This window comes from Streptomyces sp. CGMCC 4.7035, from assembly GCF_031583065.1.
GTDB lineage: Bacteria > Actinomycetota > Actinomycetes > Streptomycetales > Streptomycetaceae > Streptomyces > Streptomyces yaanensis.
On sequence record NZ_CP134053.1, the window covers coordinates 5,172,528 to 5,199,237 of the forward strand.

Here is a 26,710-nt window from a genome sequence, read left to right on the forward strand (position 1 = left end):
GGGTGCCGTACGTCGGTATGACGTACGGCACCCACTGTTTCGTTTGTTGCGTTCCGTTTGTTGCGTTCTGCGGTGCTGCTGATTGCCCTGTGCGCGCTGGTGAGCGGCCGGTGCCCTCAGCGGGTCAGCGGAGGCCGCGGTTCCGGCGAGGCCCCGTCCGGCCCGTCCGCGTCGTCCCTGATGACCTCACCCTGGACGACCTTCCCGTCAGGACGGTGCATACGGGCCTGCTGGAAGGCGTCACCGAAGCTGCCGTAAGGCGCCTCGCGGAGTTTGCGGTCGATCGTGCGCTCCGCGTATCGGCCCACCGCCTTCTGGACCGGCGGGAGCAGAAGCAGCAGGCCCGCCGCGTCGGAGGTCAGGCCCGGCAGCATCAGGAGCAGGCCGCCGAGCATCATCAGCCCGTTGCCACCGCCGCTCGACGGGGAGCCGCCGCGCTGAAGCGCCTCGTTGAGGTTCTGGAAGGCACGGCGCCCGGCCCGCTTGACGACCACGGAGCCGCCCACGAAACCGGCGACCAGCAGCAGGAACACCGTGAAGCCGCCGGCCGCGCCCGCCACCACCGTGAGCAGCCAGATCTCCAGCACCAGCCACGCGGCGATGCCCAGGGGCAGGAACGTGCGCAGCCGGGAACGCCGCGGCCGGGCGGAGTAGGGAGAGGTCGGTGCGCCAATCGTCATGCACCCAGTGTGCATGGACGCGGCTCAGTACGACATAAGCGGGTGATCACGCACCCTTGTGAACCACGAAGCCGTACCGGTGAACCCGTACGAGCGACGGCGGGAAGGGAGCCACCGTTGACCCGGCGCCCGTACGGGACCCGTGAACCGCTCAGGCGGACTTGTTGCGGCCCGTGACCTTGGCGACGCGCTCCCCCACGCCCCACGCCGTGACGCGCCACAGCGCCTCGACGAGGATGTCGCGGCTCATCTTGGAGTCGCCCAGCTCCCGCTCGACGAAGGTGATGGGCACCTCGACCACATGGAAGCCCGCCTTGACCGCGCGGCGGGCCAGGTCGACCTGGAAGCAGTACCCCTGCGAGGCGACCTCGTCGAGGCCCAGGCCCTCCAGGGTCTCGCGGCGGAAGGCCCGGTAGCCACCGGTGATGTCACGCAGCGGCAGGTCGAGGGCGAGGCGCGAGTAGAGGCTGCCGCCGCGGGAGATGAACTCGCGGCTCTTGGGCCAGTTCACGACCCGGCCGCCCGGCACCCAGCGGGAGCCCAGCACGAGGTCGGCGCCCTTGAGTGCGGTCAGCAGGCGAGGCAGTTCCTCGGGCTGGTGGGAGCCGTCGGCGTCCATCTCGATCAGGACGCCGTAGCCGTGCTCCAGGCCCCAGCGGAAGCCCGCGAGGTACGCGGCGCCCAGCCCTTCCTTGCCCTTGCGGTGCAGCACCTGGACGTGATCGTCCTCGGCCGCCAGTTCGTCCGCGAGCTTGCCCGTGCCGTCGGGGCTGTTGTCGTCGGCCACGAGGACGTGCGCCTCGGGCACGGCCGACCGCACCCGGCCGACGATCGCCTTGATGTTCTCCGCCTCGTTGTAGGTCGGGATGATCACCAAAGCGGTGCCGAGCGGGCCGAACTGCCTCCTCTGGGCTCCTGCCGCGAGGGTCCCGTCGCCGTCATTCACTGCTGCCCCTTCATATTCCGTACGCAGAGGACCACCATAGTGGCCACGGTCTGAGCCGACATGACAGCACGTGCGTGTGAGGGTGTCGTTTCCACAAGAGTCGGGTAAGAACGTTGGTTACGTATCCCTGCGTTTCATCGGTCGTTGCCCGGTGTGCACCTCGGCCGGGGTCGCACTGCGGATCGGGGCCCGGCGCCCTTCGGGCCGACCTGGGACCCGCTGGCTGCGGGTCGACCGAAAGCCGTTGTCTACTGAACGTCCGGGCCCCACCCGGGTCACACCTTCCCCCAAGCTCTCGACTGCGCTCGAGCAGGGAGGGACCCCCATGCGGCCGGGACGTTCCCTTGCCGCGGCGCGGGCGCTGAGCCTGGCTCCCAGTGGTGGTGCGCCGGTGCGGCACACCATCCCTGACCCAGCGGCGTTGCGGCAACTGCGCGGAGGTTCCCCGGCCGGACGTCCGGTGGTGGACCCGGCCGAACCTACCGGCCCCCCGCGCCTCGCTGTCAACAGCCCTTTGAGCTGCGGATCTGCCATCAATGGCCTGGTCAGAGGGGAGGATGCGCAGGTCGGGCAACGCGGCCGCACCGGGTGATCGCGGCCTCACCACCCCAGGAGATCACTCGCCCGGCCCCACGAACACCGTTCGACCGCCCACCACGGTGCGCAGGCAGACGGGGAGGTCGCCGCCGGGCGTCAGATCGGGCAGTCCGGGGGTGCCGGAGCGGGGATCCGTGGACCATCGGGCCACCCGGTCGTCGGGGGCCTGGACCACGAGTGCGTCGGTGCGCCATACGGCGTAGTCCGCGGGCGCGCCCGGCACCAGCACGCCCGCGTCGTCCCGTCCGATCGCGCGCCAGCCGCCGCGTGTATGCGCCGTGAACGCGGCCCGTACCGAGACCCCGTGCCCGGGGGTGCGGTGGAAGGCCGCCGCGCGGACCGTGCCCCACGGATCCAGCGGGGTGACGGGACTGTCGGAGCCGAAGGCGAGCGGGACACCGGCGCGCAGCAGGGCCGCGAACGGGTTCAGCGTACGGGCCCGCCCGGCACCGAGGCGCTGGGCGTACATACCGTCCTCGCCGCCCCACAGCGCGTCGAAGGCGGGCTGGACGGAAGCGGTCAGACCGAGTTCGGCGAAGGCGGCGATGGTCTCGGGCGTGAGCATCTCGGCGTGCTCGACGCGGTGGCGGGCGGCACGGACGCGGGCGAGGCCGACCTTGTCCGCGGCGGCCCGTACACCCTCGACGACGGTGGTCACGGCGGCGTCGCCGATCGCGTGGAAGCCCGCCTGGAGGCCCGCCTCGGTGCAGGCGGTGACGTGTGCGGCGACGTCGACCGCGTCGAGGTAGGCGGTGCCGGTGTGGCCGGCGTCGGCGTACGGCTCGTGCAGGCAGGCGGTGTGCGAGCCGATGGAGCCGTCGACGAAGAGGTCGCCCGCGGCGCCGAGCGCGCCCAGCTCCCGTGCCTTGGCCACGCCTTCTTCGCCCCCCTCGGCCCAGTAGCCGACGACCCGCGGCCCCGGCTCCTCGGCGACCAGCCGCAGCAGCCCGGTGAAGTCGTCCTCGGAGGAGATCTCCGGGCCGGCGCACTCGTGGACCGAACCGATGCCGAGGGAGGCGGCGTGCGCGAGGGCGGCGCGCTGGGCCTCGGTGCGCTGCGCGGGGGTCACGGCCGCGAACGCGGCGGCGCGCACGGCGTGGTGGGCGTCGCGGGTGAGCGGCTCGCCGTCCGTGAACCCGGCCTTGTCGCGTACGCCCGGTACCCGGTCGAGCAGGGCGGTGGTGACGACGGCCGAATGGACGTCGATCCGGCTCAGATAGAGCGGACGGCCGCCGGTGGCCTCATCGAGTTCGTCGCGCCGCGGAGCCCGCCGTTCGGGCCAGCGGGCCGCGTCCCAGCCGTGGCCGAGGAGGACGCGGTCGGCCGGGCGGGCGGCGGCGAAGTCGCGGACGAGGGCGAGGGCGGCCGTCAGGGAGGGCGCGCCGGACAGGTCGAGGCCGGTGAGCGCGAGGCCGGTGGAGGTGGTGTGCACATGTGCGTCGGTGAACGCCGGGGTGACGAGCGCGCCGTCCAGGTCGATGACCTCGTCCACGCCCTCCGCGAAGGCGTCGGCGGCACCCTCGGAGCCGACCCAGGCGACCTGTCCGCGCTCGACGACCATGGCGGTCGCGAAGGGATCGGCGGGGCTGTGGACTTCTCCTCGGCGCAGCAGGACGGTCCGTGACGGGGCGGTGCGCTCATTCATGGGGACAGTCTCGCGCCTCGTGCGAGCCGTCCCGCACGCAGGTCCCTCAGATCCGGGGCGGCCGTGCCTCGTACGGCGTCGAGAGAACCACCGTCGTGCGTGTCGACACCCCCGCGAGCGTCCGCAGCCGCGCCAGTAGCTCCTCCAGCTCATGGGGCGTGGCCACGCGGACCTTCAGAATGTAGTTCTCGTCGCCCGCGACGCTGTGGCACGCCTCGATCTCCGGGACGCCGGCGAGGCGGTCGGCGATGTCGTCGGGTGCGCTGGGGTCGAACGGCTTCACCGAGATGAAGGCGGTCAGTGGCAGCCCGACGGCCTCCGGGTCGACGACCGCGGCGTAACCGCGGATGACGCCGCGCTGTTCCAGCCGGCGCACCCGCTGGTGCACGGCCGACGTGGACAGGCCCGTGGCCTTGCCCAGGTCGGTGTAGCTCATCCGCCCGTCCTTGACGAGCAGCTGCACGATCTGTCGGTCCAGCTCCTCCATGGCGCAAGAACCTACAGTGCGCCTGATCCTCACGGATACCTGAGCGGCGCAGGTCATACCCGGTTTGTGATGTTGCCGGGAGCGGCCTGGTGCGCCGTCCGCGAGCCGAAACCGCCACAGCCCTTCTGGGGTTGTTCGCCTCCGGGGCGCCTGAGCCCGGCTCACTCCTGGCATCTGCGAGCGGCATGTGACGAACGCCACAGTGTCGGGGCGGGCTTGGTGATGTCCTCACGATTACCGCCGAGACGGGACGGGAAGTGCTTGCTGTGGCCGACGCCGCAGCGCCTTGTCGGCCCAGCCCGAGGGGGAGAATCCCATGCAGAGTCTGAAGCGCCCTGGTCGCACCATGTCCAAGCGGCAGCAGCCGGTCGTCGAGCCCGAGCCGGAGGGCGTCGAACCCGGCGACGACGAGTTCGACGCGTACGACACCTTTGAGATGTACCGGGTCATCTGCCCGGACTGCGCGCAGCCCATCGCACTCCTGGCGGACGAGGAGGTCCTGCCGGAGCACGCGCTGTGCGCCTCACCGTGGAACCCGTTCGGCCTCACGGTTTGTGCCGGTACGGGCCGCGCGGCGGCCGACGCCCGGCCCGCGGACGAGTCCGTGACGCCCCATGAGCAGGACACGGCCCTGCTGTTGACGCTCCCTCAGGGGCTCGACTGGCGCATGCAGCCGTTCTCGCACGTCGGCGGCCCGGGCTCGCGCCCGATGCGGATGCCGGCGATGCGGCGCGCCGCCTGACGCCTCGCCCTCATCCGAGCGGCGTCGCTTCGTCCCAGTAACTGCCCTGCACCATGGCACGCAGGCTGTCGTGGTGCAGGATCAGTGTGTCCGGATCCGAGGGGACGGCGGCCTCATTGAAGTGCACCTGGCGGTAGGCGACCCGCAGCATGACAATCGCGTGCCGCAGGGCGGCGTACAGCGTGTAGAAGTCCATGGCCCGCGGTGAGTGGCCGGTGAGTTCGGCATAGCGGCGTTCGACGTTCTCCCGGCGCAGGAAGCCGGGCAGTCCGCGCTGTCCTGCGCGCACCGTCAGGTCGTGGAAGAAGCGGTGCAGATAGACGGTCCAGCCGAGGTCGACCTCGCGCGGGGCCAGGGCCGCCATCTCCCAGTCGAGGACGGCGACGGGTTCGAAGCCGTCGTAGACGACGTTTCCGATGCGCGCGTCGCCCCAGTTGAGCACGGTGTCGCCCTCGTCGGGCGGCCACAGTTCGTCGAGCCGGTCGAAGGCGTCCTCGATGACGGGTGAGCGCGCCAGTCCGTCGACGACCCAGGCGTAGTAGGCGCGCTGGGACGCGACATGGCGGCGCAACGGGCTTCCCGCGCCGGGCAGTTCGAGGAAACCGGCCGCATCGGACGGCACCTGGTCGTGCAGCCGGGCGAGCAGCGCCACCGAGGCGGCCTCCAGCTGTGCGCGCTGCTCGTCGCTCGCGGCGTGCAGCCAGTTCCCCTCGTACGTGTAGGGCATGACGTCCGGCGGTACGCGTCCCTCGGCCCGCTCCATCACGAAGAACGGTGCTCCGAGCGGCCCTTCGTCCTCCTCCAGCCACAGCACGCGCGGCACCGGCAGGTCCGAGTGCTCGGCGACCAGTCGCATCGTCCGGTACTGCTTGGGCATGTCGTAGGACGGAAAGACCGTGTAGGCCGCCGGGTCCGCCGCGAGCCTCAACGCACAGCCGCGCACCGGCGGCCCGGGGTGTTCGATGTCGAAGAGCAGGGTCTCGCTGGACATGCCGTTGGACGCGGGCACGCTGATGTTCACGGCCTTGGCGCCGGGCAGGCGCGTACCGAGCCAGGCGGTCAGCCGGCGGGCCAGTTCCTCCACATCGCGGGTGCTCGTCCTCGGGCGTGGTGCCGTCGCCATCTCCCCCACTCCCTTCAGGGCGCGACCGATCCGAAACCGGTGAACCCGCTCGGATCGTGCCGCCCGAACGAGCCGTGTTCGAAGATGCCGTGGCCGACCTGGCCGTCCAGCGTGAAGCGGGCCGCGTGGTCGGTGACCCCGTACGCGGCGAGCGGGTGGGCGGACGGGTCGGACAGGTCGTAGCGGCGGCGGTCGGTCCAGCCGAGGCCGCGCCAGGTGCCGTGCTGCCAGTCGTCGGCGGGCGGATAGCCGGCGCCGACGGCGAGCGGGGAGGAGGTGAGGACCTCCAGGCCCAGTTCCATCGGCTTGCGGCCGATCGGGTCGGTCAGCTGGATCACCACGTGCCGGGGGTGACGGGTGCCCGAACGGTAGGTGATCTCCGCCTGGGGCCAGCCGAGTTGAAGGTCGCGTCGGCCGTTCCGGACGAGCGTGGCGTCGTTGAGGGTGCGGTAGCCGTCGGCGTCCTCCTGGATGACGACCATGACGAAACGATCCTCGAAGCGGGCCGGGGCCCAGATCCAGTGGAAGCCGTCCGCCGGATCGGTGAACCGCCCGCCGTCCTCGCCCGGGATCGGCCGCACGCCCCAACTGCGGTCGCGGGTGCCGGTCCACTCGTCGGCGGACAGCCGGATCTCCTCGCCGCCGATCCGGATCCAGCCCTCGCACCGGCCCGCCTGCACGAACCGCCTGCCCTCCAGGGTGAGCCGGCCGCCGCGCCGCTGGAGGTGGTGCGGCTCCCAGAGCGCCGGGAACTCCGCCGACCAGGCGATCTCGTACGACAGCCCGTCCGGGTCGTCCGGATCCGCCGCGCAGGTCAGGAGGAAGTCCCGCAGGGGCCGCTCGACGTGGATCCGCAGCGGGCCGACCTCGGTGCCCATCCGGTCGTCCGGAAGCGCGTCCGACGCCCGTACGGCGTGCAGGGTGTCGCCGATGCGCAGGGTCGCGTAGGCGTCGATCACCCCGACGTTCGGGTACACCCCGAGCCCGAGGATCAGCAGTGCCCGCCCCCGGTGGTCGACGACGTGGAAGATGCAGCGGTCGTAGGCGTTGCGGTCCCCGGTCGCGACGTGCTTCATCGACAGGGGCACCTGGTGAACGGGGTACTCGTCGAGCGGTACGGGACGGTCGTCGTCGGGCACGGCAAGCCTCCCTGAGCGCACGGCAGTCGACGCCGCCGGCCAAGGGCGCGGCCGGCCCCCCAACGGCGCAGTTGACGGTACGTCAGATATGCTGTGACGACCAGATGCCGTGCGGCCGGCGGTTGCCCGGCGAAGGCGCGCCATGCTCCGTACGAGCCCCCGGAGAACTCACGCCCGATTAGCGCGGCCGGTGACCTGCGCGCGCATCCCGGCGTTGCCCATGCATGACCGCCATGACCGCCACAGACTCAGCCACCGTGCGTCGGCGACGGGTGTTCGTTCCGGCACCGGCGGCAGCGCTTCCGCCGCCGCAGCCCCAGGATCCGCCCATCTATCGCGCGCTGATGCGCACCTGGGCCGACCGCGGGCGCACGCTGCCCGGGCGCCACGACCCGGAGTGGGTCCGGCTCGCGGCGCCCCCGGACGGCCTGAGCCGGCTCACGGCCGGCCAGGACCCGTTCAGCGCGACTCGGGACCAGCGAGGTGACGGGCGATGACCATCCGCTGGATCTGATTCGTCCCCTCGACGATCTGCAGCGCCTTCGCCTCGCGCATATAGCGCTCGACCGGGAAGTCCGCGGTGTAGCCGTACCCGCCGAGCACCTGGACGGCGTCGGTGGTGACCTTCATCGCCGTATCGGTGCAGTGCAGCTTGGCCATGGCCGCCTGCTTGGCGAACGGCCGGCCGGCATCGCGCAGCCGCGCCGCCGCCAGGTACAACGCGCGGCCCGCCTCGATCTGCGTCGCCATGTCGGCGAGGAGGAAGCGCAGCCCCTCGAAGTCGGAGATCGGCCGCCCGAACTGCCGCCGGTCGGTGGCGTACGCGACGGCCTCGTCGAGCGCGGCCTGCGCCAGCCCGATGGCGCAGGCCGCGATGCCGAGCCGTCCGGAGTCGAGCGCGGACAGGGCGATCGCGAAGCCCTGGCCCTCCTCGCCGACGCGGCGGTCATCACCGACACGTACGCCGTCGAAGTGGACTTGCGCCGTGGGCGAGCCCTTCATGCCCATCTTCTTCTCGGGCACCGCACCGGTGAGCCCCTCGGCGTCGCCCGGCACGAGGAACGCGGTGATCCCGCGGGGGCCCTCCTCTCCGGTGCGCGCCATCACGGTGTAGAAGTCGGCGATCCCACCGTGCGTGATCCAGGCCTTGGTGCCTGTGATCGCCCAGTGGTCGTCGTCACGGACGGCCTTCGTCCGCAGGGACGCCGCATCGGATCCGGACGACGCCTCGGACAGGCAGTAAGCCCCCAGCAGACCGCCGCCGAGCATCGCGGGCAGATGCTCGAGCTGCTGCTCCTTGGTTCCGTAGTGGGCGAGGGCATGGCAGGCCAAGGTGTGGACGCTGACGCCGAGGCCGACGGTGAGGCGGGCCGCGGCCAGCTCCTCGAGGACCTGGAGGTAGACCTCGTACGGCTGCTCGCCGCCGCCGTACTCGGAGTCGTACGGCAGGCCGAGCAGTCCGGATTCGGAGAGCAGTCGGAAGACCTCGCGCGGGAAGCGCCCGGCGTCCTCCTCCTCGGCCGCCTTCGGGGCGATCTCGTGCTGCGCGATGTCGCGGACGAGCGAGATCAGATCCCGGGCCTCGTCCGTGGGCAGTTGACGGTCCACCGGCTGCGGGGCGCGGTCGGGCATGGCGACGCTCTCCTCCCTGTCGGGCACATCGGCGAACGCGCGCCTTGGGTGGGGCGGCTCCGCCGGGTCTCACTGGGCCTGGCCGATGGTCGCCGTTCCGGGTCTCGGAAGCGGCTGACCAGCGGTTGTGGCGCTTGGAGTATGCCCGATCGGAGGCACCGAGTCACCAGTTAACGACCGCTTACTTCAAGAAATGCGGATCGAGCCGGCATCGGGGCGGGTTCAGGGTGCGACCAGAGCGGGGCCGGCGGCGGAGCCAGGACGGATCGAGGTGAATTGGTCCAAACCATTGACCTATTGGTCTAGTCCTCATACTGTGCCGTTCACCGCGCACCGCTCCCGGCCCTTGGGTGAACCGCACCTTCCGGCGCTCCCCGGCAGGCCGGGCCCTTCCCTCGCTCTCCCCCTCCTCCGAGGAGACCCCCATGCTCAGACCGCACCGCCCGCGCGCCCGCGTGCGAGCTCTGGCCTCGGCCGCCTGTTGCGCCGCGCTCGCTGCCGGGCTGCTCGCCGGCACGGGCACCGCGACCGCCACCGAGTCGCACCCGGAGTCCGGCACCGACCGGGCCGCGGCCGGCCACAAGGTCGTCGGCTACTACCCCGACTGGGACATCTACGGCCGCCAGTACTACGTCAAGAACATCGAGACCTCCGGCTCGGCGGACCGGCTCACGCACATCGAGTACGCCTTCGGCAACGTGACCGGCGGCAAGTGCGCGATCGGCGACTCCTGGGCGGACACCGACCGACCGTTCACCGCGGACGAGTCCGTGGACGGTGTCGCCGACAGCGCGGGCCAGCCGCTGAGCGGCAACTTCAACCAGCTGCGCAAGCTGAAGAAGCTCCACCCGAACCTCAGGATCCTCTGGTCCTTCGGAGGCTGGAGCTGGTCGAGCGGATTCGGCGAGGCGGCCAAGGACCCCGCGGCCTTCGCCCAGTCCTGCTATGACCTGGTCGAGAACTCCAAGTGGGCGGATGTCTTCGACGGCATCGACATCGACTGGGAGTACCCCAACGCCTGCGGCAACACGTGCGACACCAGCGGCAGGGAGGCCTTCAGGGACCTGATGGCGGCGCTGCGCGCCAAGTTCGGCAAGCGCGAGCTGATCACTGCGGCGATCACGGCCGACGGCACGAGCGGCGGCAAGATCGACGCGGCGGACTACGCGGGCACGGCCAAGTACGTCAACTGGTACAACCCGATGACGTACGACTACTTCGGCGCCTGGGCCCGGACCGGCCCCACGGCCCCGCACTCGCCGCTGACCTCCTACCGCGGCATTCCGACGGGGGGATACGACACCGCCGACACCATGGCGAAGCTCAGGAGCCTTGGCATCCCGGCCTCGAAACTGCTGCTCGGCGTCGGCTTCTACGGACGCGGCTGGACCGGCGTCACCCGGACGGCGCCCGGCGGCACGGCCACCGGCCCGGCTGCGGGCACGTACGAGGACGGGGTCGAGGACTACAAGGTGCTGAAGGCGAAGTGCCCGGCGACCGGCACGGTGGGCGGGACCGCGTACGCCAAGTGCGGGAGCGACTGGTGGAGCTATGACACGCCCGCGACCCTCAAGAAGAAGATGAAGTACAAGGATGCGCAGGGTTTCGGCGGCACCTTCTTCTGGGAGCTGAGCGGTGACACCGCGAACGGAGAGCTGATCAAGGCGATCAACTGACGGGAGTCATAAGGAACATGGGGCGGGAGTCGCGGTGGCTCCCGCCCCGGTGCGCGGTCAGGTGTCCCGGCGGGCAGGCGGCGGGGCCGCGTACGCGGGTTCCAGTTCCTCGATGGCGCGCAGGGTGCCGCCGAGCGTCTTGACGAGCAGTGCGCGCATGGAGTCGCGGGGCAGCTCCGGGCGGTCGATCCAGTCGAGGGTCGCCCCCTCCACACTGCACACCCAGCCGAGGAGTCCCATACGCACCAGTGGAGCGATCTCGCGCCTGCCGTACGCCCCCTCGGCGATCGTGGCGACGATCGCCTCGCGCACACCGTCCCGGATGGCCTGCACCTGGGCGTCGAAGCCCACACCGCCGCTGACGATCGTGCGGTAGGCGGCCTGGTTGTGCTCGGCGTAGCGCAGATAGCGGTCGATGGTGCGGTGCACACGCTCCACCGGTGGCAGTTCGAGACCGCCGGCCGCGGAGGTGACGAGGTCGGCCACCGAGTCCTCGACAATGGCCAGGTAATAGCCGCGCTTCGACTTGAAGTAGTAGTAGATCAGCCCTTTGGCCACATGGGCGTGGCGCGCTATGTCGTCCATCGACAGCGCGTCGTACGAAGTGCCGGCGAACAACTTCCGCCCGATGGCTATGAGTTCGGCGCGGCGCGCCACAGAGCGATCGGTACCGCGCACGGGGGTGCCGACGGCGCCTCGCTGTTGACTGTTATTCAATTTCGGCCCAGGTCTCCAACTGCCAGCGGGACAGCGGCAGTATTGCAGAACGACACCACCAGCATGTTCGACTTTGATCGACAGGCCGGACGGCGTTCGGGAATCGCCGGAGGCCGTTCCGGAAGTCCCTGGGCCGATCCGTTCAGAGCAGGCCGAGTTGGGTGACGAGCATCGCGAGGACCACCACCAGGGTCCAGCCCGCGACATGCTCGACGATCTTCGGGCCGTCGTCCTTCGGACCGCCCGTGCGGGCTCGGACGCGGGCTGCGGTGGCTGAGGTGGAGGTCATGGCATCTCGCTGGGTCTCGGGCTGTGCGGCGGACTCCCCCCACCGATGTGTCCACCTTGCCACCGGAATGCGCCCGTGCGGCGGAGAGCTTGGTCACACGGAAAGGCCCCCGGTCTCCCGGGGGCCTCGGGTGTCACCGCCGTGCCCTGCCGCGTCAGCGGACGCCCACCGCCGCCAGCGCCTTGCGCTGCCGCGCGGTGAGGTGGGCCGGGAAGTAGAGGTAGCAGACGCCGCCGGTGCCGGAGACGACCTTGCCGGAGGCGTTGTACCGCTTGGTCCTGAGCCAGATGTTCTCCCACTCGCGCCGCTTGTAGACGCGACGCACCTCCGCGTCGCTGGGCGAGGCCGGGTCGTTGGCGATCACATCGCCTTCGGCGGTGAAACCGATCACGGTCATCAGGTGACCTGAGGTGCCGTATCCGGCCCCCGTCAGCTCCTCCTTCAGGAACGACTGGGACGTTATGGCCGGGATGCCCGCCGCGATCAGCGTCTCCAGGTCGGTGAGCGAGGACAGCCGGGTGACCACACCCCTGAGGTCCCAGAACGTCGCCGCGTAGGCCGCGTTGAACGGCCAGTTGCCGCAGCCCTGGTACTGGTGGTCGTAGGTGAAGCGGGCGGCGTGGCAGACCTGCGGATCGGCGTACGAGGGGTCGACCCAGGACAGCTGCGTGGGGGTGAGCTTCCGGCCCCAGTATTCGATGATCATCTGCGAGGACGTGGGGCTGCACCAGGCCTCGCCGCCGTTGTCGTACTCCGGGTACTGACCCTTGTGGATCTCCTGCGAGTAGCGCGGGACGATCAGCTCCTGGGCGAGGCCGGGCGTGGAGGCCGGGACGGTGAAGCGGTCGGGGATGTCGGAGCCCATGGCGCCGAGCCGCCACACGGTCGGGGTGGCCTTCGTGCCGGGCGCACGGTAGAGGGTCAGGCGCAGGCGGTACGAGACCAGGCGCAGGCCCGAGGCGCCGTCGGCGATGGCGAAGGTGTCCGTCCAGATGTTGCTCTTGCCGTCTGTCTGATCGTCGACGGAGGTCCGCTTGATGTCCTGGTCGCCGGCCGCCCAGCGGCCCATCACGTACCAGGGGGTGTCCGTGCCGTCGGAGTACGTGCCCTTCAGTTCGACCTGGAGCCAGGTGCCGGCCGGGGTGTGCGCGTTCCAGGAGGCGATGACCTCGGTGGAGGGAACGGTCAGCCTGTGCACCGGAGAGGTCCAGACGGCGTACTCCCAGGTGGCGGTCCTGCCGGTGTGCGGGTCGGTGTAGTCGGTGCGGCCGGCCGGAGCGGCGATCACCGCGCCGGGGCGGGAGCCGGCGACGGCGCGTACACCCTGGGCGGTGCCACTACGCCAGTCGGCGTACGAAGTCCAGGCGCGGTAGTCCACGAGACCCGGAGGTGATTTCGTCGGTCCGCCGGATGGGGCGGCCGCGGCTGCCGGGCCGGCGGTCAGTCCGGTCGCCGTGGCCACGGCGACCGCTGCGGTGAGGATGGATCTGCGGGACGGCTCTGAAGCTCTGGTCATCGGTGGGTGACCCCCATTGGTCCGGAAGCGGCGGTTCAGACGCATGGTGTGCGCCAACTATGGCCGCCGCAAGCGGACTTCTGCCAGCACTTCGGCCATCGACGCGCCCACCAATATAGGTCCAGACCACTGGCATGACCTGGGGTGCCGCGGCTTGGGCGGACGCGGTCGCCTGGCCCGGGGCCGGAGAGCCCGCATCCAGGGCGGCCGTACGCGCCGAAGCCGCGGCACCCTCAGACGAGGTCCATCGCCGCGACCTCGTCCGGGCGGCCGTAGCTGACCGGCCCCTCGAAGTGGCGCCGCGCGGTGGCGAACCACCACACCGTGGCGACGACCAGCACGACCGCCAGGGCGATCGGCGCGTAGTTGAAGGAGTCGACGGTGATCGGCGACGCCTGGGGCAGCATGAAGAGCACGCTGCTGAGCAGGATCCAGGCGACGGCGAGGACGCCGATGGGCGTGCTCCACCGTCCGAGATGCCAGGGGCCGGGCCGGAACTCGGCACCGAGCCGCAGCCGCAGGAAGATCGGCACGGCGTAGGCGAGGAAGAGCCCCACGACGTTGACACTGACGATCGCGGTGAAGGCGGTGTGGGACCACCATCCGGGCAGCACCAGGGCGAGCGAGCAGGCGACCGCGAGCCAGACCGCCTTGACCGGCGTACGGGTGCGCGGCGAGACCGAGTGCCACCAGCGCGAGCCCGGCATCGCGCCGTCCCGGGAGAAGGCGAAGATCTGCCGGGTGTTGCTGGTCAGATTGGCCAGGCCGCAGAAGAGCATGGCGCCGATGACGACGAGCAGCAATATCTTTGCCGCGCTCATGCCAACCCCGTCGATGAGGATCTGCACGGGCGGTGCCGAGGAGCCGGCCACCTTGGCGTAGTCGCCGATGCTGTACACCAGGGCGAGCATGAGGATGAGGCCGGTGACCGCCGAACAGCCGATGGCACGGGTGATGCCCCGGGGAGCGTTGACCGTCGCCCCGACCGTCTCCTCGGACATATGGAAGCTGCCGTCGAAGCCGGTGAAGGTCCAGCTGGTGACGAGCAGGCCGAGCATGCCTCCGTACAGCCCGTTGGTGAATCCGGTGTTGTTCACGAAATGCGTGGCGAACGACACCGACCGGTGCTCGTCCGGCCCCACGACCAGCGCGCCCACGATCACCACGAGCCCGATCAGCAGCCACCACACGGAGATCCGGTTGAGGACGGCGACGAGCCGCACGGTGTAGGTGTTGGCCAGCCCCTGGACCACGATGATCAGCGCCGTGATCAGCACGGTCTGGTGCGCGGTGGGCTCGTACGAGGGCCACTGCAGGACGAGGAACGCCTGGATGAAGGTGGCGGCCGCGTAGCCGGTGGCCGCCGTGCCGCCCACCTGCCCCACGAAGTTCAGCCAGCCGGTGTACCAGGACCAGGCGCCCCGATGCCGTTTGGCGAGCTTTCCGGCGGAGAAATAGAGGGCCCCGCTCGTCGGATACGCGGATGCCACCTCCGCCATCGCGGCACCGATGAACAGCACCATGACGGAGACGCCGATCCAGCCGAAGACGAGAATGCGCGGGCCGCCCGCGTTCATGCCGAATCCGAACGACGAGAAAATCCCGGAGAGGATGTTGATGATGGTGAAGGATATGGCGAAATTGTCGAAGGCCTTGAACCGTCGGGTGAGTTTTCGCGGATATCCCATCGCGTGCAGTGTCGCGTCGTCGTCGATCGCGACGGGATCCCGGCCCGCTCGTCGTCGTCTCGTACGGGCCGCAGATATCCGTTCTGACACAGCCGGACCTTTCTCTGGGGGGAGGTTGACCGGAAATGGGACGAAGGGATCAGGAGACTCCCGGCACGGGCAGTCCGCAGGCGCGACGGGCGCGCGACAGCTGCTCCTCGGGATCGCCGAACACACTCCAGGGCATTCGGGAGGCGTAGGGACCCATGGCCATCAGGACGGCACGCGCCTCGAACTCCCGCTGCGCCATGACCAGCGCATGTGCGAGGTACGCCAGATCGAGCACCGGCGTGAAGCGGTGCGCGGCGGCCTGTGGCAGCCAGTTCTCATAGATCGCGAGCGCGGTGGAGCGCCACTGGGGCTGCTCCCAGACGCGGTCGGCGAGCAGCCGAGTCGGGTCATAGCTCTCGACGAGCGCGACCAGCGGAAGGAGGCGCAGTGACGAGGTGGCGGGCGCCCGCTGGCCGAGGAAGGCGGCGACGTCCCAGGCGGCGTTCACCGAGCCGCCGTGGCGAGGGAAGAAGTAGGCGAGAAAGCGGTGGTGGCCCTCACGGTGGAAGCGGTCCAGCCGCAGGATGTGCGAGAAGAGCTGCCAGGGGCCCGGCGGCGCGGTGAGCAGGCCCTGCGGGGCGGCCTCACGGATCTCGTGCAGGCGGGCCAGTGCCAGCCGGGCCACCCAGGGAGTGGGGTCGTACGGTGCCATGGTGGTCGCCCGTTGGCAGGCGTTCAGCGCGATGCGCTCCAGCGCACGGGCCCGCTCGTCATGGGCGTCGGCGGCGCGCAGCGCCCGCAGGACGGCGACGCGCGCCCACATCAGGGCGGCCTCGGGGCTGGGCTCCTCGGCCAGCCAGCGTTCGGTGAGGTCGGAGTCGGCGGCCTCGGATGCGAGGATCAGGGAGCGGTGGGCGCGCAGTGCGGTGTCCTCGCGCGTCTCGACGAGCAGTTCGTAGGCGCTCAGACGGCGACCGGCCCGTACTTCCACGCATGCGCTCGCGAGCTTGCGGTCGTCGGCCGCCGGATGCCACACATACTGCCCCTCGAATAAGCCCGCGGCCATGCTTCCCCGTCCATCCCCGTACGACGCTTCGCAGTTGCGCACCAGGCACCCTACTCAGCATCGAGCGCAACCGGAATGGACATTCCTAAACACCCGGTTCGGGGGGTCCCCCTGCGATCCCCTGTCTGCAGAGCATGTCTGGTTCGGAGAACACGAAAGAGGGAGGCCGGTAATTGATCAGTGAACAGTTCAATGCGGCACTAATTCCGCGGTCATGGGGCGGCCTCCGCCACCCGGCCGGCCGGCCCTCCCACCCGCGTAAAATGTTCCTCCGCAATATGCCCACGCCCCCTCATGCTCCGGGAATCGCCATTCACGCCCTCGCGTCCCACCTCCGGCAGCTGCCGCCGTCCTGCGGCCCTGTCCGCCTCGTCGGCGTCGACGGTCACGCCGGCTCCGGCAAGTCCACGTTCGCCGGACAGTTGGCGGGCGCGCTCGGCGGTGCGCCCGTGCTGCACCTCGACGACATCGCCAGCCACGAGGAGCTGTTCGCCTGGACGCCGCGGCTGCTGCACGAGGTGATCGAGCCGCTCGGCCGCGGCGAGAGTGCGCACTACCACCCCTATGACTGGCGGGCACGGCACTTCGGCCCGGCCCGCGCACTGCCGCCCGCCCCTGTGATCCTCATCGAGGGGGTGGGCGCCGGCCGCCGGGCCCTGCGCCCGTATCTGGCACGGCTGCTGTGGATGGACCTGCCGCACGACGAGGCCTGGGCGCGCGGCCGGGCCCGGGACGGCGAGGAGCAACGCGCGTTCTGGGCCGGATGGGTCGAGGCCGAGCGTCGGCACTTCGCCGAGGATCCGTCACGACCGTTCGCCGGCCTTCTGGTGCGTCAGGGATCCGAGGGACATGAGGTGATTCCGGGACCGGCCGGGACCCTTGGTCCGGACCAGAATCTCACCCACAGTGACGACCCAACGGCAGTGTGCTGAACTTGTGAAGACGCTTGCCGGGGAACTTTCCCGACTGCTCCAACTCGGCTTGACCGGGGGGCCGTACAGGACTTACGTTCTCAATGTGCGGCTTTCGAAGCCGACCGCAGACGCGAAGCCCCCGGTTGTTCCCCCGTGATCGGGGGCTTCGTTCTGCCCTGGACACCTTCTCCGGGCGCTGGGAGACGTGATTCGCTCACCCTCGGTCACCACAGGCAATGCGCCCCGTCTGCTCCCACCTCGCCAAACGGCGCGTGCGGCACCCTTCGGTGCGCCGATCCCCGCAGGTACGATGCCTCTCGGTGCGACCTTCGGACAGCTGCTCTGCGCACTGCAACTCCGGTCCGCGGCACAGCGGTTCGAGCAAGGCGACCGACGGGTGACGGCCCGGCGGTGAACCAACGGGGGCACGGTTTGTGGGGGACGTGATGGACTTCGGCACGCAGGGCCCCGAGGCCCCGGCCGACCTCGCCTGGCTGCGAGGCGTCGATGCCTACACGATGGGCGCCTATCCGCAGGCGGAGGAGGAGTTCCGCACGGCGGTCCGGCTGGATCCCGGGATGGCCGACAGCTGGCTCGGGCTGCACGCGCTGCGCGTCGACACGACGACCGCGCTGCTGCGGATGTTCCGCCATCGGGACCGCTTCGGGGAACAGCGGGCGCGCCACCGGCGCACCCTGAACTCCTGGTACTGGCTGGGCTGGTGGGTGCAGCCGGTGCTGGAGAGCCCGCGCGACCTGCTGCTCGCGCACGCCTCGCACTGGCTGGACGGCCGCCACGTCCCGGAGCTGGACCGGGCACTGGCCGGACTGCCGCCCGTGGACGCCGATTCCCATGTCCGCTTCCTGCACGCCTGCCGGGCCTACCTGGTCAAGGACTGGGAGCAGTTGGTCCGGCACACCGATCCCTTGATCGACGACCCGATGCTCGGCATCGAGGCCGGGCTGTTCGGCGGGATGGCCCGGGTCCGCCTGGAGATGTACGGGCACGCCGAGCCCCTGCTCTCGGCCGCACTGATGCGCTGCCGCAGCGAGCAGCCGCAGCGCAAGGAACTGCGGTACTGGCTGGCCCGCGCCCACGAGGGCACGGGCCGCTCGGCCGCCGCCCTCCCCCTCTACCGTGCGGTGCACCGCGTCGACCCGGCGTTCATGGACACCTCGGCACGGCTCGCGGCGATCGCCGAGGGCGACGGGTACGACGAGTCGGCCGACTACACGGCGATGGCCCTCGCCGGGACCGGGGACGCACTGGAGGGGCCGGACGGTCTCGATCCGCTCTTCGGCACCGAGGGCCGCGACCTGAAACTCTCCGATCCCGAACCACCGCCGCCGGGCGCGCTGCCCGCGCAGAGCGACGCCGTACGGGAGAAGGCCTCGTCGCCGACGCAGCCGCTGCCGGCCGGACCCACGGATCCCGCGCTGCTGGAGGAGGCGCTGGCCGAGCTGGAGCGGATGGTCGGCCTGGAGCCGGTCAAACGCCAGGTCAAGGCGCTGTCGGCACAGTTGAACATGGCGCGGCTGCGGGCGGGCCAGGGCTTACCCGTACAGCCGCCGAAACGGCACTTCGTGTTCTCCGGTCCCTCCGGAACCGGCAAGACCACCGTGGCCAGGATTCTGGGCCGGGTCTTCTACGCGCTCGGCCTGCTCGGCGGCGACCACCTCGTGGAGGCCCAGCGGGCGGACCTGGTCGGCGAGTACCTGGGCCAGACCGCCGTGAAGGCGAACGAGCTGATCGACTCGGCGATCGGCGGCGTGCTGTTCGTGGACGAGGCGTACTCGCTGTCCAACTCGGGCTACGGCAAGGGGGACGCGTACGGCGACGAGGCCCTCCAGGTGCTGCTGAAACGGGCGGAGGACAACCGCGACCACCTGGTGGTGATCCTCGCCGGTTACCCCGAGGGCATGGACCGCCTGCTGGCCGCCAACCCCGGGCTGTCCTCCCGCTTCACGACCCGGGTCGACTTCCCCTCGTACCGCCCCCTGGAACTGACCGCGATCGGCGAGGTGCTGGCCGCGGAGAACGGGGACGTCTGGGACGAGGAGGCGCTGGAGGAGCTTCGCTCCATCGCCGGGCACGTCGTGGACCAGGGGTGGATCGACGAGCTCGGCAACGGGCGGTTTCTGCGGACGCTGTACGAGAAGAGTTGTGCGTATCGGGATCTGCGGTTGAGTGGTTACCCGGCGGTGCCGAGCCGTGACGACTTGTCGACTCTTCGGTTGCCGGATCTCATGCAGGCGTATGGGGAAGTTTTGTCCGGGCGGGGGCCCCAGGATCCGTCGGGGTTGTGAGAGTGCCTACCAGCTCGGTCGCTTCTGACGTCTTGCGGGTGCGGAATCGTTGTGGTTGATCGCGCCCACGCGGCGGAGCCGCATATCGATACAGCCCCGCGCCCCCTTAGGGGGCGCGGGGAACCTCGGTCGGTCAGCTCGGTACCGCTTCCTTCTGTTCTGGTTCCGGCATGCGCGGCTGTGGTGGCGCCTCCCTGTGGGCCGGGTCCCTGACCTCGCCCACCAGGAGTTCCAGTACGTCCTCCAGGGCGACCAGGCCGAGCACCCGGCCGGAGGTGTCCGCCACCTGCGCCAGGTGTGTGGCGGCCCGGCGCATCACCGTCAGCGCGTCGTCCAGCGGCAGTTCCGCCGCGAGCGTGGTCATCGGCCGCCAGAGCTGCTGCGGCACCGCCCACTCGGAGTCCTCCAGGTCGAGGACGTCCTTCACGTGCAGGTAGCCCATGAAGGCACCGTTCCCCGCCACCACCGGGAAGCGCGAGTAGCCCGTGCGCGCGGTGAGCGCCACCACCTCGCCCGGTGTCACCGTGGGCTCCACGGTCACCAGCAGGGCCGGGTCCAGGAGCACGTCCGTCACCGGGCGCGAGCCCAGCTCCAGCGCGTCCTCCAGCCTCTCCTGCTCCTCGGGGTCGAGGAGCCCCGCCTGACCGGAGTCCTCCACCAGCTGGTTGAGCTGTTCGCTGGTGAAGACCGCCTCGACCTCGTCCTTCGGCTCCACACGGAAGAGTTTGAGGATCACCTTGGCGCAGGCGCTCAGGGCGACCGTCACCGGCCGGCACAGCCGGGCGAACGCCACGAGCCCGGGGCTCAGCCACAGCGCGGCCTTCTCCGGCGCGGCCATCGCCAGGTTCTTCGGCACCATCTCGCCGATCACCAGGTGGAAGAAGACGACGGCGGCGAGCGCGATCACATACCCGAGCGGGTGAATCATCCCGTGCGGGATGTGCGCGGCCTCGAACAACGGCTCCAGCAGATGCGCCACCGTCGGCTCGGCGACCGCGCCCAGCGTCAGCGAGCACACGGTGATGCCGAACTGAGCCGCGGCCATCATCTGCGGCAGCCGTTCGAGACCGTAGAGCACCTGCCGGGCCCGTGCGGTCCCCAGCGGCTCGATCTGGCTGCGCCGCACGGACACGAGGGCGAACTCGGCGCCCACGAAGAACCCGTTGACGAGTACCAGCAGCGCGGCGAACACGAGTTGGAGCAGGCTCATCGCACCGCCTCCGCGGCCGGCGCGGCGGCGTCCGCGATCCTCACGAGCCTGACACGCTCGGCGCGGTAGTGGCCGACCTGGCGGACCGTGAGCCGCCAGCCCGGCAGTTCGGCCCGGTCCCCGGGGGCGGGGATCCGGCCGAGCAGATCGGCTACGAGTCCGGCCACGGTCTCGTAGGGACCCTCCGGCACGTCCAGGCCTATCCGCTTCAGGACGTCGACCCGGCAGCTGCCGTCGGCGTCCCACGCCGGGCGCCCGTCCTCGGGCGGCGCTGCGGCGAGTTCGGGCAGGTCCAGCCCGTCGTGCTCGTCGCGTACCTCGCCGACCAGCTCCTCGACGATGTCCTCCAGGGTGACGACGCCCGCCGTGCCGCCGTACTCGTCGACGACGACGGCGATGGGCTGCTCGCTGCGCAGGCGCTCCAGGAGGGGCTGCACGGGCAGCGTCTCCGGGACGAGCAGCGGCGCCTGGGCGATCCGGACGACGGGCGTACGCAGCCGATCGTGGGAGGGCACCGCGAGGGCGTCCTTGAGGTGGACCATGCCGACTATTTCGTCGATCTTCTCCCGGTAGACGGGGAAGCGGGACAGACCGGTGGCACGGGTCAGATTGACCACGTCCTCCGCGGTGGCGGACGACTGCAGCGCGCTCACCCTCACTCGGGGGGTCATCACGTGCTGCGCGGTCAACTCACCCAAGGAGAGGGTGCGTACGAACAGGTCCGCCGTGTCCTGCTCCAGCGCGCCGGCCTGGGCCGAGTGCCGGGCCAGGGAGACGAGTTCACCGGGAGTGCGGGCGGAGGCCAGCTCCTCGGCGGGCTCGACGCCCAGGGCGCGGACGAGGCGGTTGGCGACGGCGTTCAGCGCGGCGATCACCGGGCGGAACAACCGCGAGAACAGGTGCTGCGGGCCCGCGACGAAGCGCGCGACCTGGAGCGGCCTGGACACCGCCCAGTTCTTGGGTACGAGTTCGCCGATCACCATCTGCACGGCCGATGCGAGCAGCATGCCGACGACCACGGCGACACCCGACACCGCGCCCTCGGGGATGCCGATGGCCGTGAACGGGCCGCTCAGCAGTTCGGCGAGCGCCGGTTCGGCGAGCATGCCGACGACCAGTGAGGTGATGGTGATGCCGAGCTGGGTGCCGGAGAGCTGGAAGGACAGCTCCTTGAGGGACTCGACGACCGTAACGGCCCGTCGGTCGCCCTCGGCCGCGGCCTTCTCGGCGTCGGGCCGCTCGACCGTGACGAGTCCGAACTCGGCAGCGACGAAGAAGCCGTTGGCCAGAATGAGCAGGAACGCCGCCCCGAGGAGCAGCAAGGGGATGGTCATGATGCCGCCGCCTCCGCATGGACGCGGAACACTCTGTCGAGGTCCGCGCTATGTCGGGAGGGGGCGGCGCAGGTACTGCAGGACGATCCGTCCATCGCCGGAGGGAGTCACTCCTCGGGTAGCAGGAACCCCTGAGCACCGGGCGGAACCTCAGGGGCGGAGGCGCAAGGAAAACGCCTCTGCCACCAGATTAATCAAGACATGGGCATGTGCGGCAGGGGCGACGGCCCCGAGTCAGCCCTGATGTCGCTCGGGATCGACGGTGGAGCGGGCCTCGGTGAGCGCCCGGAGCGTGCGCGCGTCCTCGATCGCGCGCTGTTTGGCGATGCCCGGCTGGATGCCCAGGGCGGGCAGGCTGGTGCCGTCGCTGAGGTTGAGGAAGACCCAGGGGTCGCCCGGACGCAGGTTCACCTGGAGGATCTCCGCCCAGTCCAGGTGACGCCGGCTGGCGATGTTGACGACGGTGACCCCGGTCTCATCGGCGACCACCTTGGGCCGGGAGAGCATGAGCAGCACCCCGAAGAGGAGGGCCGCCGTGAAGACGAAGCTGAGGCGCTCCCCGGCGGTGAGATGCTCCAGCAGCATCGCGACCGTCGTGATGACCACGAAGATCGCGACTCCGGCGGTCAGCAGGACGGCACGGGTGCGTCCCGGACGGAACGTGACGGGGAGGGCGGGCAGGTCCGACATCGACGTACGCCCCCTCAGAGACGGCAGGCGTGGATGGCCGTGGTCAGGATGGCCCGGGCGCCGATGTCGTACAGGTCGTCCATGATCCGCTGGGCCTCCTTGGCCGGGACCATGGCCCGGACGGCGACCCAGCCCTCGTTGTGCAGCGGCGAGACCGTCGGGGACTCCAGGCCGGGAGTGAGCGCGACGGCCTTCTCCAGCTGCTCGACGCGGCAGTCGTAGTCCATCATCACGTAGGTCCGGGCCACGAGGACGCCCTGGAGGCGGCGCAGGAACTGCTGCACCTTGGGCTCGTCGCCGTCGGCGCCGGTGCGGCGGATGACGATGGCCTCGGACTTCATGATCGGCTCGCCGAACACCTCCAGGCCCGCGTTGCGCAGCGAGGTGCCGGTCTCGACGACGTCCGCGATGACCTCGGCGACACCCAGCTCGATGGCGGTCTCGACGGCGCCGTCGAGGTGGACCACGGACGCGTCGACGCCCTTGTCGGCGAGGTGCTTGGCGACGATGCCCTCGTAGGAGGTGGCGACCGTCATGCCCGCGAGGTCCCCGACGCCGTTCGCGGTGCCGGGCTTGGTGGCGAAACGGAAGGTGGAGCGGGCGAAGCCGAGCGGCAGGATCTCCTCGGCGTTGGCACCGGAGTCGATGAGCAGGTCGCGGCCGGTGATGCCGATGTCCAGTCGGCCGGAGGAGACGTAGATCGCGATGTCCCGGGGGCGGAGGTAGAAGAACTCCACCTCGTTCTCCGGGTCGACGATCCTCAGTTCCTTGGACTCCCGGCGCTGCTGGTAGCCGGCCTCATGCAGCATCTCCGCCGCAGGGCCGGACAGTGAACCCTTGTTGGGGACGGCGATGCGCAGCATGAGGTCGGCTTCCTTCGTTCGTGCGTACGGGTGTGCGGTATACGACTCAGAGGTGGGCGTAGACGTCGTCCAGGGAGATTCCGCGCGCCACCATCATCACCTGGACGTGGTAGAGCAGTTGCGAGATCTCCTCGGCAGCCGCTTCCTTGCCCTCGTACTCGGCGGCCATCCATACCTCGGCGGCCTCCTCGACGACCTTCTTGCCGATGGCATGGACGCCCTTGCCGACCAGCTCTGCGGTGCGGGAGGTGGCGGGATCGCCGTGGGCGGCCTTGTGCTGGAGCTCGGTGAAGAGCTCCTCGAACGTCTTCTTGGACATGGTGGTCCTAACCCTACGCGCTCCGGCCCGTACCTCAGTGCCAGGGTTCAGATACTGAACGGAGGGTCGCCGCGGTCGCCACCGCCGCCGTCACGGCCTCGTGGCCCTTGTCCTCGTTGGAGCCCTCCAGACCCGCGCGGTCCAGGGCCTGCTCCTCCGTGTCGCACGTCAGCACGCCGAAGCCCACGGGAACGCCGGTCTCGACGGAGACCTGGGTCAGGCCCTGGGTCACGCCCTGGCACACGTAGTCGAAGTGGGGGGTGCCGCCTCGGATCACGACACCGAGCGCCACGATCGCGTCGTAGCCGCGGCCCGCGAGGACCTTGGCGGCGACCGGCAGCTCGAAGCAGCCGGGCACCCTGATCAGGGTCGGTTCGTCGATCCCCAGCTCGCGCAGGGCGCGCAGGGAGCCATCCACCAGACCGTCCATCACCTTGTCGTGCCACTGTGCCGCGATGACGGCGACCCGCAGGTCGCTCACATTGCGTACGGACAGCTCCGGTGCACCCTTGCCGCTCACGTCTCTCCTCAGTGCTCTCTTACTGGTTGCCGCAGGCGGACACGGCACTCGTGTCCAGCCAGGGCAGGTCATGCCCCATCCGGTCCCGCTTGGTGCGCAGGTAGCGGAGGTTGTGTTCGCCCGCCTGTACGGGCATCGGCTCCCGTGCCGAGACCTTGAGGCCGTGCCGGAGCAAGGCGTCGGTCTTGTCGGGGTTGTTGGTCATGAGCCGCAGACTGTGGACCCCGAGGTCCTCCAGGATCTGCGCGCCGGCGGCATAGTCACGGGCGTCCGCGGGCAGGCCCAGTTCCAGGTTGGCGTCCAGGGTGTCGCGGCCACGCTCCTGGAGTTCGTAGGCGCGCAGCTTGGACATCAGCCCGATGCCGCGCCCCTCGTGGCCGCGCAGATAGACGACCACGCCCCGGCCCTCGGCCTGGATGCGCTCCAGTGATGCCTCCAGCTGAGGGCCGCAGTCGCAGCGCAGGGAGTGGAAGACGTCGCCGGTGAGGCACTCGGAGTGGACACGGACGAGGACATCCTCGCCGTCACCGATCTCGCCGTGGACGAGGGCGACGTGCTCGACGCCGTCGACGGTGGAGCGGTAGCCGTACGCCGTGAACTCGCCGAAGGCGGTGGGCAGGTGGACCTCGGCCTCGCGGCGGACGGTGGGTTCCGAGGTGCGGCGGTAGGCGATCAGGTCCTCGATGGAGATGATCGTCAGCCCGTGCTTACGGGCGAACGGGATCAGTTCGGGCAGGCGCAGCATGTGGCCGTCCTCGCCGGCGATCTCCACGATCACGCCGGCCGGGCGCAGCCCCGCCAGTCGGGCGAGGTCGACGGCGGCCTCGGTGTGGCCGTTGCGGACGAGGACGCCGCCGGACCTGGCGCGCAGCGGGAAGACGTGCCCGGGGCGGACGAAGTCGCCGGGGCCCGCCTCTCCCCCGGCCAGCAGCCGCAGCGTGGTGGCGCGGTCGGAGGCGGAGATACCGGTGGTCACGCCGTGGGCGCCGCTCGCGTCGACGGACACGGTGAACGCGGTGCGCATCGACTCGGTGTTGTGGTCGACCATCTGCGGGAGCTGGAGGCGGTCGAGTTCGTCGCCCTCCATGGGGGCGCAGATCAGACCGCGGCACTCGCTCATCATGAAGGCGACGATCTCGGGCGTGGCCTTCTCGGCCGCGATGACGAGGTCGCCCTCGTTCTCCCGGTCCTCGTCGTCGACGACCACGACCGGGCGGCCCGCCGCGATGTCGGCGATGGCCTGCTCGACCGGGTCGAGCGCGAAGTCCTCGATGTTGTCCGTGCTGTAGAGAATCGGCGCCGTCGTCATGCCGCGGCTCCTTCCAGAACGGGCTGCCCCGTCTTGCGGGAGCGCAGCCACCAGTCACGCATGCCCCACAGGACGAGTGCGCCGTAGATGACGTAGACGAAGCCGGAGAAGGCGAAGCCGTTGGCGAAGTTGAGCGGGACGCCCACGGCGTCGACGAGCAGCCAGGCGAACCAGAACTCGACCATGCCGCGCGCCTGGGCGTACATGGCGACGATCGTGCCGACGAAGATGTACGCGTCCGGCCAGGGATCCCAGGACAGTGACGGGTACGCCTTGAACAGACCGGCGACCGCGACCGTGCCGACGGCGGCGGCGCCGACCAGGACCGCGCGCTCGCGCCAGGTGGCGAACCGTACGGCGATGTGGCCGTCCTCGCCCTGTCCCTTGCCGCGGTTCCACTGCCACCAGCCGTAGACGGCGACGACCATGACGACGACCTGCTTGCCGGCGCTGCCGGAGAGGTGGGCGTTGGCGAAGGCCGCGAAGAGGATGACACCCGACAGGAACTGCGCCGGCCAGCTCCATATGGAGCGCCGCCAGCCGAAGGCGAGTGCGACCAGACCGATCACGTTGCCGATCATGTCCGACCACTTGATGTGCTGGTCGAAGAGCGTGAATGCCTCGGAGTTGAGCCAGTTCACTTGGTGTCCCCCTGACTGGCCAGCAGGCGCTCGACGTACTTGGCGATGACGTCGACTTCGAGGTTGACGGGGTCGCCGGGCTGCTTGATGCCGAGCGTGGTCAGCGCGAGGGTCGTGGGGATGAGGCTGACGGTGAAGCGGTCGGGGCCGGCCTCGACGACGGTGAGACTGATGCCGTCGACGGTGATGGAGCCCTTCTCGACCACGTAGCGGCTCAGGTGAGCCGGGAGGGAGATCGTGATGAGCTCCCAGTTGTCGGACGGCTTGCGTTCGAGGACCGTGCCCGTGCCGTCGACGTGGCCCTGCACGATGTGCCCGCCGAGGCGCGCGCCGACGGCGGTGGGGCGTTCGAGGTTGACGCGGGAGCCGACCGCGAGGGCGCCGAGGCTGGAGCGGTTCAGGGTTTCCGCCATGACGTCGGCAGTGAATTCGTCGCCATCGTGCTCCACGACGGTGAGACAGACACCGTTGACTGCGATGGAATCACCGTGCTCAGCGCCTTCGGTGACGACGGGTCCACGGAGCCGGAAGCGGGAGGAGTCGCCGAGATTCTCGACGGCGGTGACCTCACCCAGCTCTTCGACGATTCCGGTGAACACTTCCCGGGTCCTCCTGCCTCTTTCGGGCACGG

26 protein-coding genes are annotated in these 26,710 nt (G+C 70.3%); 5 read left to right on the forward strand and 21 right to left on the reverse strand.

All coding sequences use genetic code 11. The features are described 5' to 3' along the window. Window positions 1-116 precede the first annotated feature (116 nt). From fxsA to Q2K21_RS22495, 4 genes are all read right to left on the reverse strand, one after another. Window positions 117-680, reverse strand: coding sequence for an FxsA family membrane protein (gene fxsA / locus Q2K21_RS22480; RefSeq protein ID WP_310773958.1), 564 nt, complete (start codon window positions 678-680; stop codon window positions 117-119). A 151-nt stretch (window positions 681-831) separates the two neighbouring features. Further along, window positions 832-1,626 carry a polyprenol monophosphomannose synthase gene (locus tag Q2K21_RS22485; protein WP_310773961.1) on the reverse strand — a complete coding sequence of 265 codons (795 nt, stop codon included), beginning with the start codon at window positions 1,624-1,626 and terminating at the stop codon, window positions 832-834. Between the two features lie 616 nt (window positions 1,627-2,242). Then, window positions 2,243-3,868, reverse strand: a complete 1,626-nt coding sequence (locus Q2K21_RS22490) for an amidohydrolase (RefSeq protein WP_310773964.1) — start codon at window positions 3,866-3,868, stop codon at window positions 2,243-2,245. 46 nt (window positions 3,869-3,914) lie between these two features. Next, window positions 3,915-4,355, reverse strand: coding sequence for an Lrp/AsnC family transcriptional regulator (locus Q2K21_RS22495; RefSeq protein WP_189292214.1), 441 nt, complete (start codon window positions 4,353-4,355; stop codon window positions 3,915-3,917). A 316-nt stretch (window positions 4,356-4,671) separates the two neighbouring features. On the opposite strand from Q2K21_RS22495, the gene Q2K21_RS22500 reads away from it, so the two are divergent. Continuing rightward, window positions 4,672-5,097: a hypothetical protein gene (locus Q2K21_RS22500; RefSeq protein WP_310773968.1), complete on the forward strand. Its 426-nt coding sequence runs from the start codon at window positions 4,672-4,674 to the stop codon at window positions 5,095-5,097. 10 nt (window positions 5,098-5,107) lie between these two features. Here the strand turns inward: Q2K21_RS22500 and Q2K21_RS22505 are convergent, their stop codons facing one another. Both Q2K21_RS22505 and Q2K21_RS22510 read right to left on the reverse strand, forming a co-directional pair. Further along, complete coding sequence (locus tag Q2K21_RS22505; RefSeq protein WP_310773971.1) at window positions 5,108-6,220, reverse strand: phosphotransferase family protein; 1,113 nt, start codon at window positions 6,218-6,220, stop codon at window positions 5,108-5,110. A gap of 14 nt (window positions 6,221-6,234) precedes the next feature. After that, entirely contained in the window at window positions 6,235-7,296 is a 1,062-nt protein-coding gene (locus Q2K21_RS22510; protein WP_310781168.1) for an Rv3169 family protein, read from the reverse strand. Between the two features lie 296 nt (window positions 7,297-7,592). Between Q2K21_RS22510 and Q2K21_RS35885 the strand changes: the two genes are divergently transcribed. Next, on the forward strand, window positions 7,593-7,856 hold the full coding sequence (locus Q2K21_RS35885) for a hypothetical protein (protein ID WP_386275499.1): 264 nt from the start codon (window positions 7,593-7,595) through the stop codon (window positions 7,854-7,856). Here Q2K21_RS35885 and Q2K21_RS22515 read toward each other — a convergent pair. Beyond that, window positions 7,819-8,991, reverse strand: a complete 1,173-nt coding sequence (locus tag Q2K21_RS22515) for an acyl-CoA dehydrogenase family protein (protein ID WP_310773974.1) — start codon at window positions 8,989-8,991, stop codon at window positions 7,819-7,821. The two genes, Q2K21_RS35885 and Q2K21_RS22515, sit on opposite strands and share 38 nt — an antisense overlap. A 425-nt stretch (window positions 8,992-9,416) precedes the next feature. Between Q2K21_RS22515 and Q2K21_RS22520 the strand changes: the two genes are divergently transcribed. Then, window positions 9,417-10,667, forward strand: coding sequence for a glycoside hydrolase family 18 protein (locus Q2K21_RS22520; RefSeq protein WP_310773977.1), 1,251 nt, complete (start codon window positions 9,417-9,419; stop codon window positions 10,665-10,667). A gap of 57 nt (window positions 10,668-10,724) precedes the next feature. Here the strand turns inward: Q2K21_RS22520 and Q2K21_RS22525 are convergent, their stop codons facing one another. From Q2K21_RS22525 to Q2K21_RS22545, 5 genes are all read right to left on the reverse strand, one after another. Next, window positions 10,725-11,384: a TetR/AcrR family transcriptional regulator gene (locus Q2K21_RS22525; RefSeq protein ID WP_310773980.1), complete on the reverse strand. Its 660-nt coding sequence runs from the start codon at window positions 11,382-11,384 to the stop codon at window positions 10,725-10,727. 142 nt (window positions 11,385-11,526) lie between these two features. Then, window positions 11,527-11,673: an SCO1431 family membrane protein gene (locus tag Q2K21_RS22530; RefSeq protein ID WP_310773983.1), complete on the reverse strand. Its 147-nt coding sequence runs from the start codon at window positions 11,671-11,673 to the stop codon at window positions 11,527-11,529. Window positions 11,674-11,827: 154 nt separating this feature from the next. Continuing rightward, window positions 11,828-13,189: a peptidase C39 family protein gene (locus Q2K21_RS22535; RefSeq protein WP_310773986.1), complete on the reverse strand. Its 1,362-nt coding sequence runs from the start codon at window positions 13,187-13,189 to the stop codon at window positions 11,828-11,830. 233 nt (window positions 13,190-13,422) lie between these two features. Then, the gene (locus Q2K21_RS22540) at window positions 13,423-14,967 is read right to left on the reverse strand and encodes an amino acid permease (RefSeq protein ID WP_310773988.1); all 1,545 of its coding nucleotides are present in this window, start codon (window positions 14,965-14,967) and stop codon (window positions 13,423-13,425) included. A gap of 49 nt (window positions 14,968-15,016) precedes the next feature. Beyond that, entirely contained in the window at window positions 15,017-15,973 is a 957-nt protein-coding gene (locus Q2K21_RS22545) for a hypothetical protein (RefSeq protein WP_310773990.1), read from the reverse strand. Window positions 15,974-16,251: 278 nt separating this feature from the next. On the opposite strand from Q2K21_RS22545, the gene Q2K21_RS22550 reads away from it, so the two are divergent. Then, a complete protein-coding gene (locus Q2K21_RS22550; protein ID WP_310773994.1) occupies window positions 16,252-16,905 on the forward strand; it encodes a uridine kinase family protein in 654 nt (217 codons plus the stop codon). Between the two features lie 428 nt (window positions 16,906-17,333). Continuing rightward, window positions 17,334-19,193: an AAA family ATPase gene (locus Q2K21_RS22555; RefSeq protein ID WP_310773998.1), complete on the forward strand. Its 1,860-nt coding sequence runs from the start codon at window positions 17,334-17,336 to the stop codon at window positions 19,191-19,193. A 133-nt stretch (window positions 19,194-19,326) separates the two neighbouring features. On the opposite strand, the gene Q2K21_RS22560 is transcribed toward Q2K21_RS22555, so the two are convergent. The 9 genes from Q2K21_RS22560 to Q2K21_RS22600 form a co-directional block, all read right to left on the reverse strand. Then, a complete protein-coding gene (locus Q2K21_RS22560; RefSeq protein ID WP_310774001.1) occupies window positions 19,327-20,403 on the reverse strand; it encodes a hemolysin family protein in 1,077 nt (358 codons plus the stop codon). Continuing rightward, complete coding sequence (locus Q2K21_RS22565) at window positions 20,400-21,737, reverse strand: hemolysin family protein (RefSeq protein WP_310774003.1); 1,338 nt, start codon at window positions 21,735-21,737, stop codon at window positions 20,400-20,402. Before Q2K21_RS22565 ends, Q2K21_RS22560 begins: the two co-directional genes overlap by 4 nt. A gap of 234 nt (window positions 21,738-21,971) precedes the next feature. Beyond that, window positions 21,972-22,427: a PH domain-containing protein gene (locus tag Q2K21_RS22570; RefSeq protein ID WP_310774005.1), complete on the reverse strand. Its 456-nt coding sequence runs from the start codon at window positions 22,425-22,427 to the stop codon at window positions 21,972-21,974. 14 nt (window positions 22,428-22,441) lie between these two features. Beyond that, the gene (hisG, locus tag Q2K21_RS22575; protein WP_310774006.1) at window positions 22,442-23,290 is read right to left on the reverse strand and encodes an ATP phosphoribosyltransferase; all 849 of its coding nucleotides are present in this window, start codon (window positions 23,288-23,290) and stop codon (window positions 22,442-22,444) included. Between the two features lie 46 nt (window positions 23,291-23,336). Next, a complete protein-coding gene (locus tag Q2K21_RS22580) occupies window positions 23,337-23,609 on the reverse strand; it encodes a phosphoribosyl-ATP diphosphatase (RefSeq protein WP_007491392.1) in 273 nt (90 codons plus the stop codon). Window positions 23,610-23,643: 34 nt separating this feature from the next. After that, window positions 23,644-24,129 (reverse strand): 6,7-dimethyl-8-ribityllumazine synthase, encoded by a 486-nt coding sequence (ribH, locus tag Q2K21_RS22585; protein WP_310774032.1) that lies wholly within the window; start codon window positions 24,127-24,129, stop codon window positions 23,644-23,646. Between the two features lie 19 nt (window positions 24,130-24,148). After that, complete coding sequence (locus Q2K21_RS22590; RefSeq protein WP_310774034.1) at window positions 24,149-25,438, reverse strand: bifunctional 3,4-dihydroxy-2-butanone-4-phosphate synthase/GTP cyclohydrolase II; 1,290 nt, start codon at window positions 25,436-25,438, stop codon at window positions 24,149-24,151. After that, the gene (gene pnuC / locus Q2K21_RS22595; RefSeq protein WP_310774036.1) at window positions 25,435-26,079 is read right to left on the reverse strand and encodes a nicotinamide riboside transporter PnuC; all 645 of its coding nucleotides are present in this window, start codon (window positions 26,077-26,079) and stop codon (window positions 25,435-25,437) included. Before pnuC ends, Q2K21_RS22590 begins: the two co-directional genes overlap by 4 nt. After that, window positions 26,076-26,678, reverse strand: a complete 603-nt coding sequence (locus Q2K21_RS22600) for a riboflavin synthase (protein WP_310774038.1) — start codon at window positions 26,676-26,678, stop codon at window positions 26,076-26,078. Before Q2K21_RS22600 ends, pnuC begins: the two co-directional genes overlap by 4 nt. Between the last annotated feature and the right edge of the window lie 32 nt (window positions 26,679-26,710).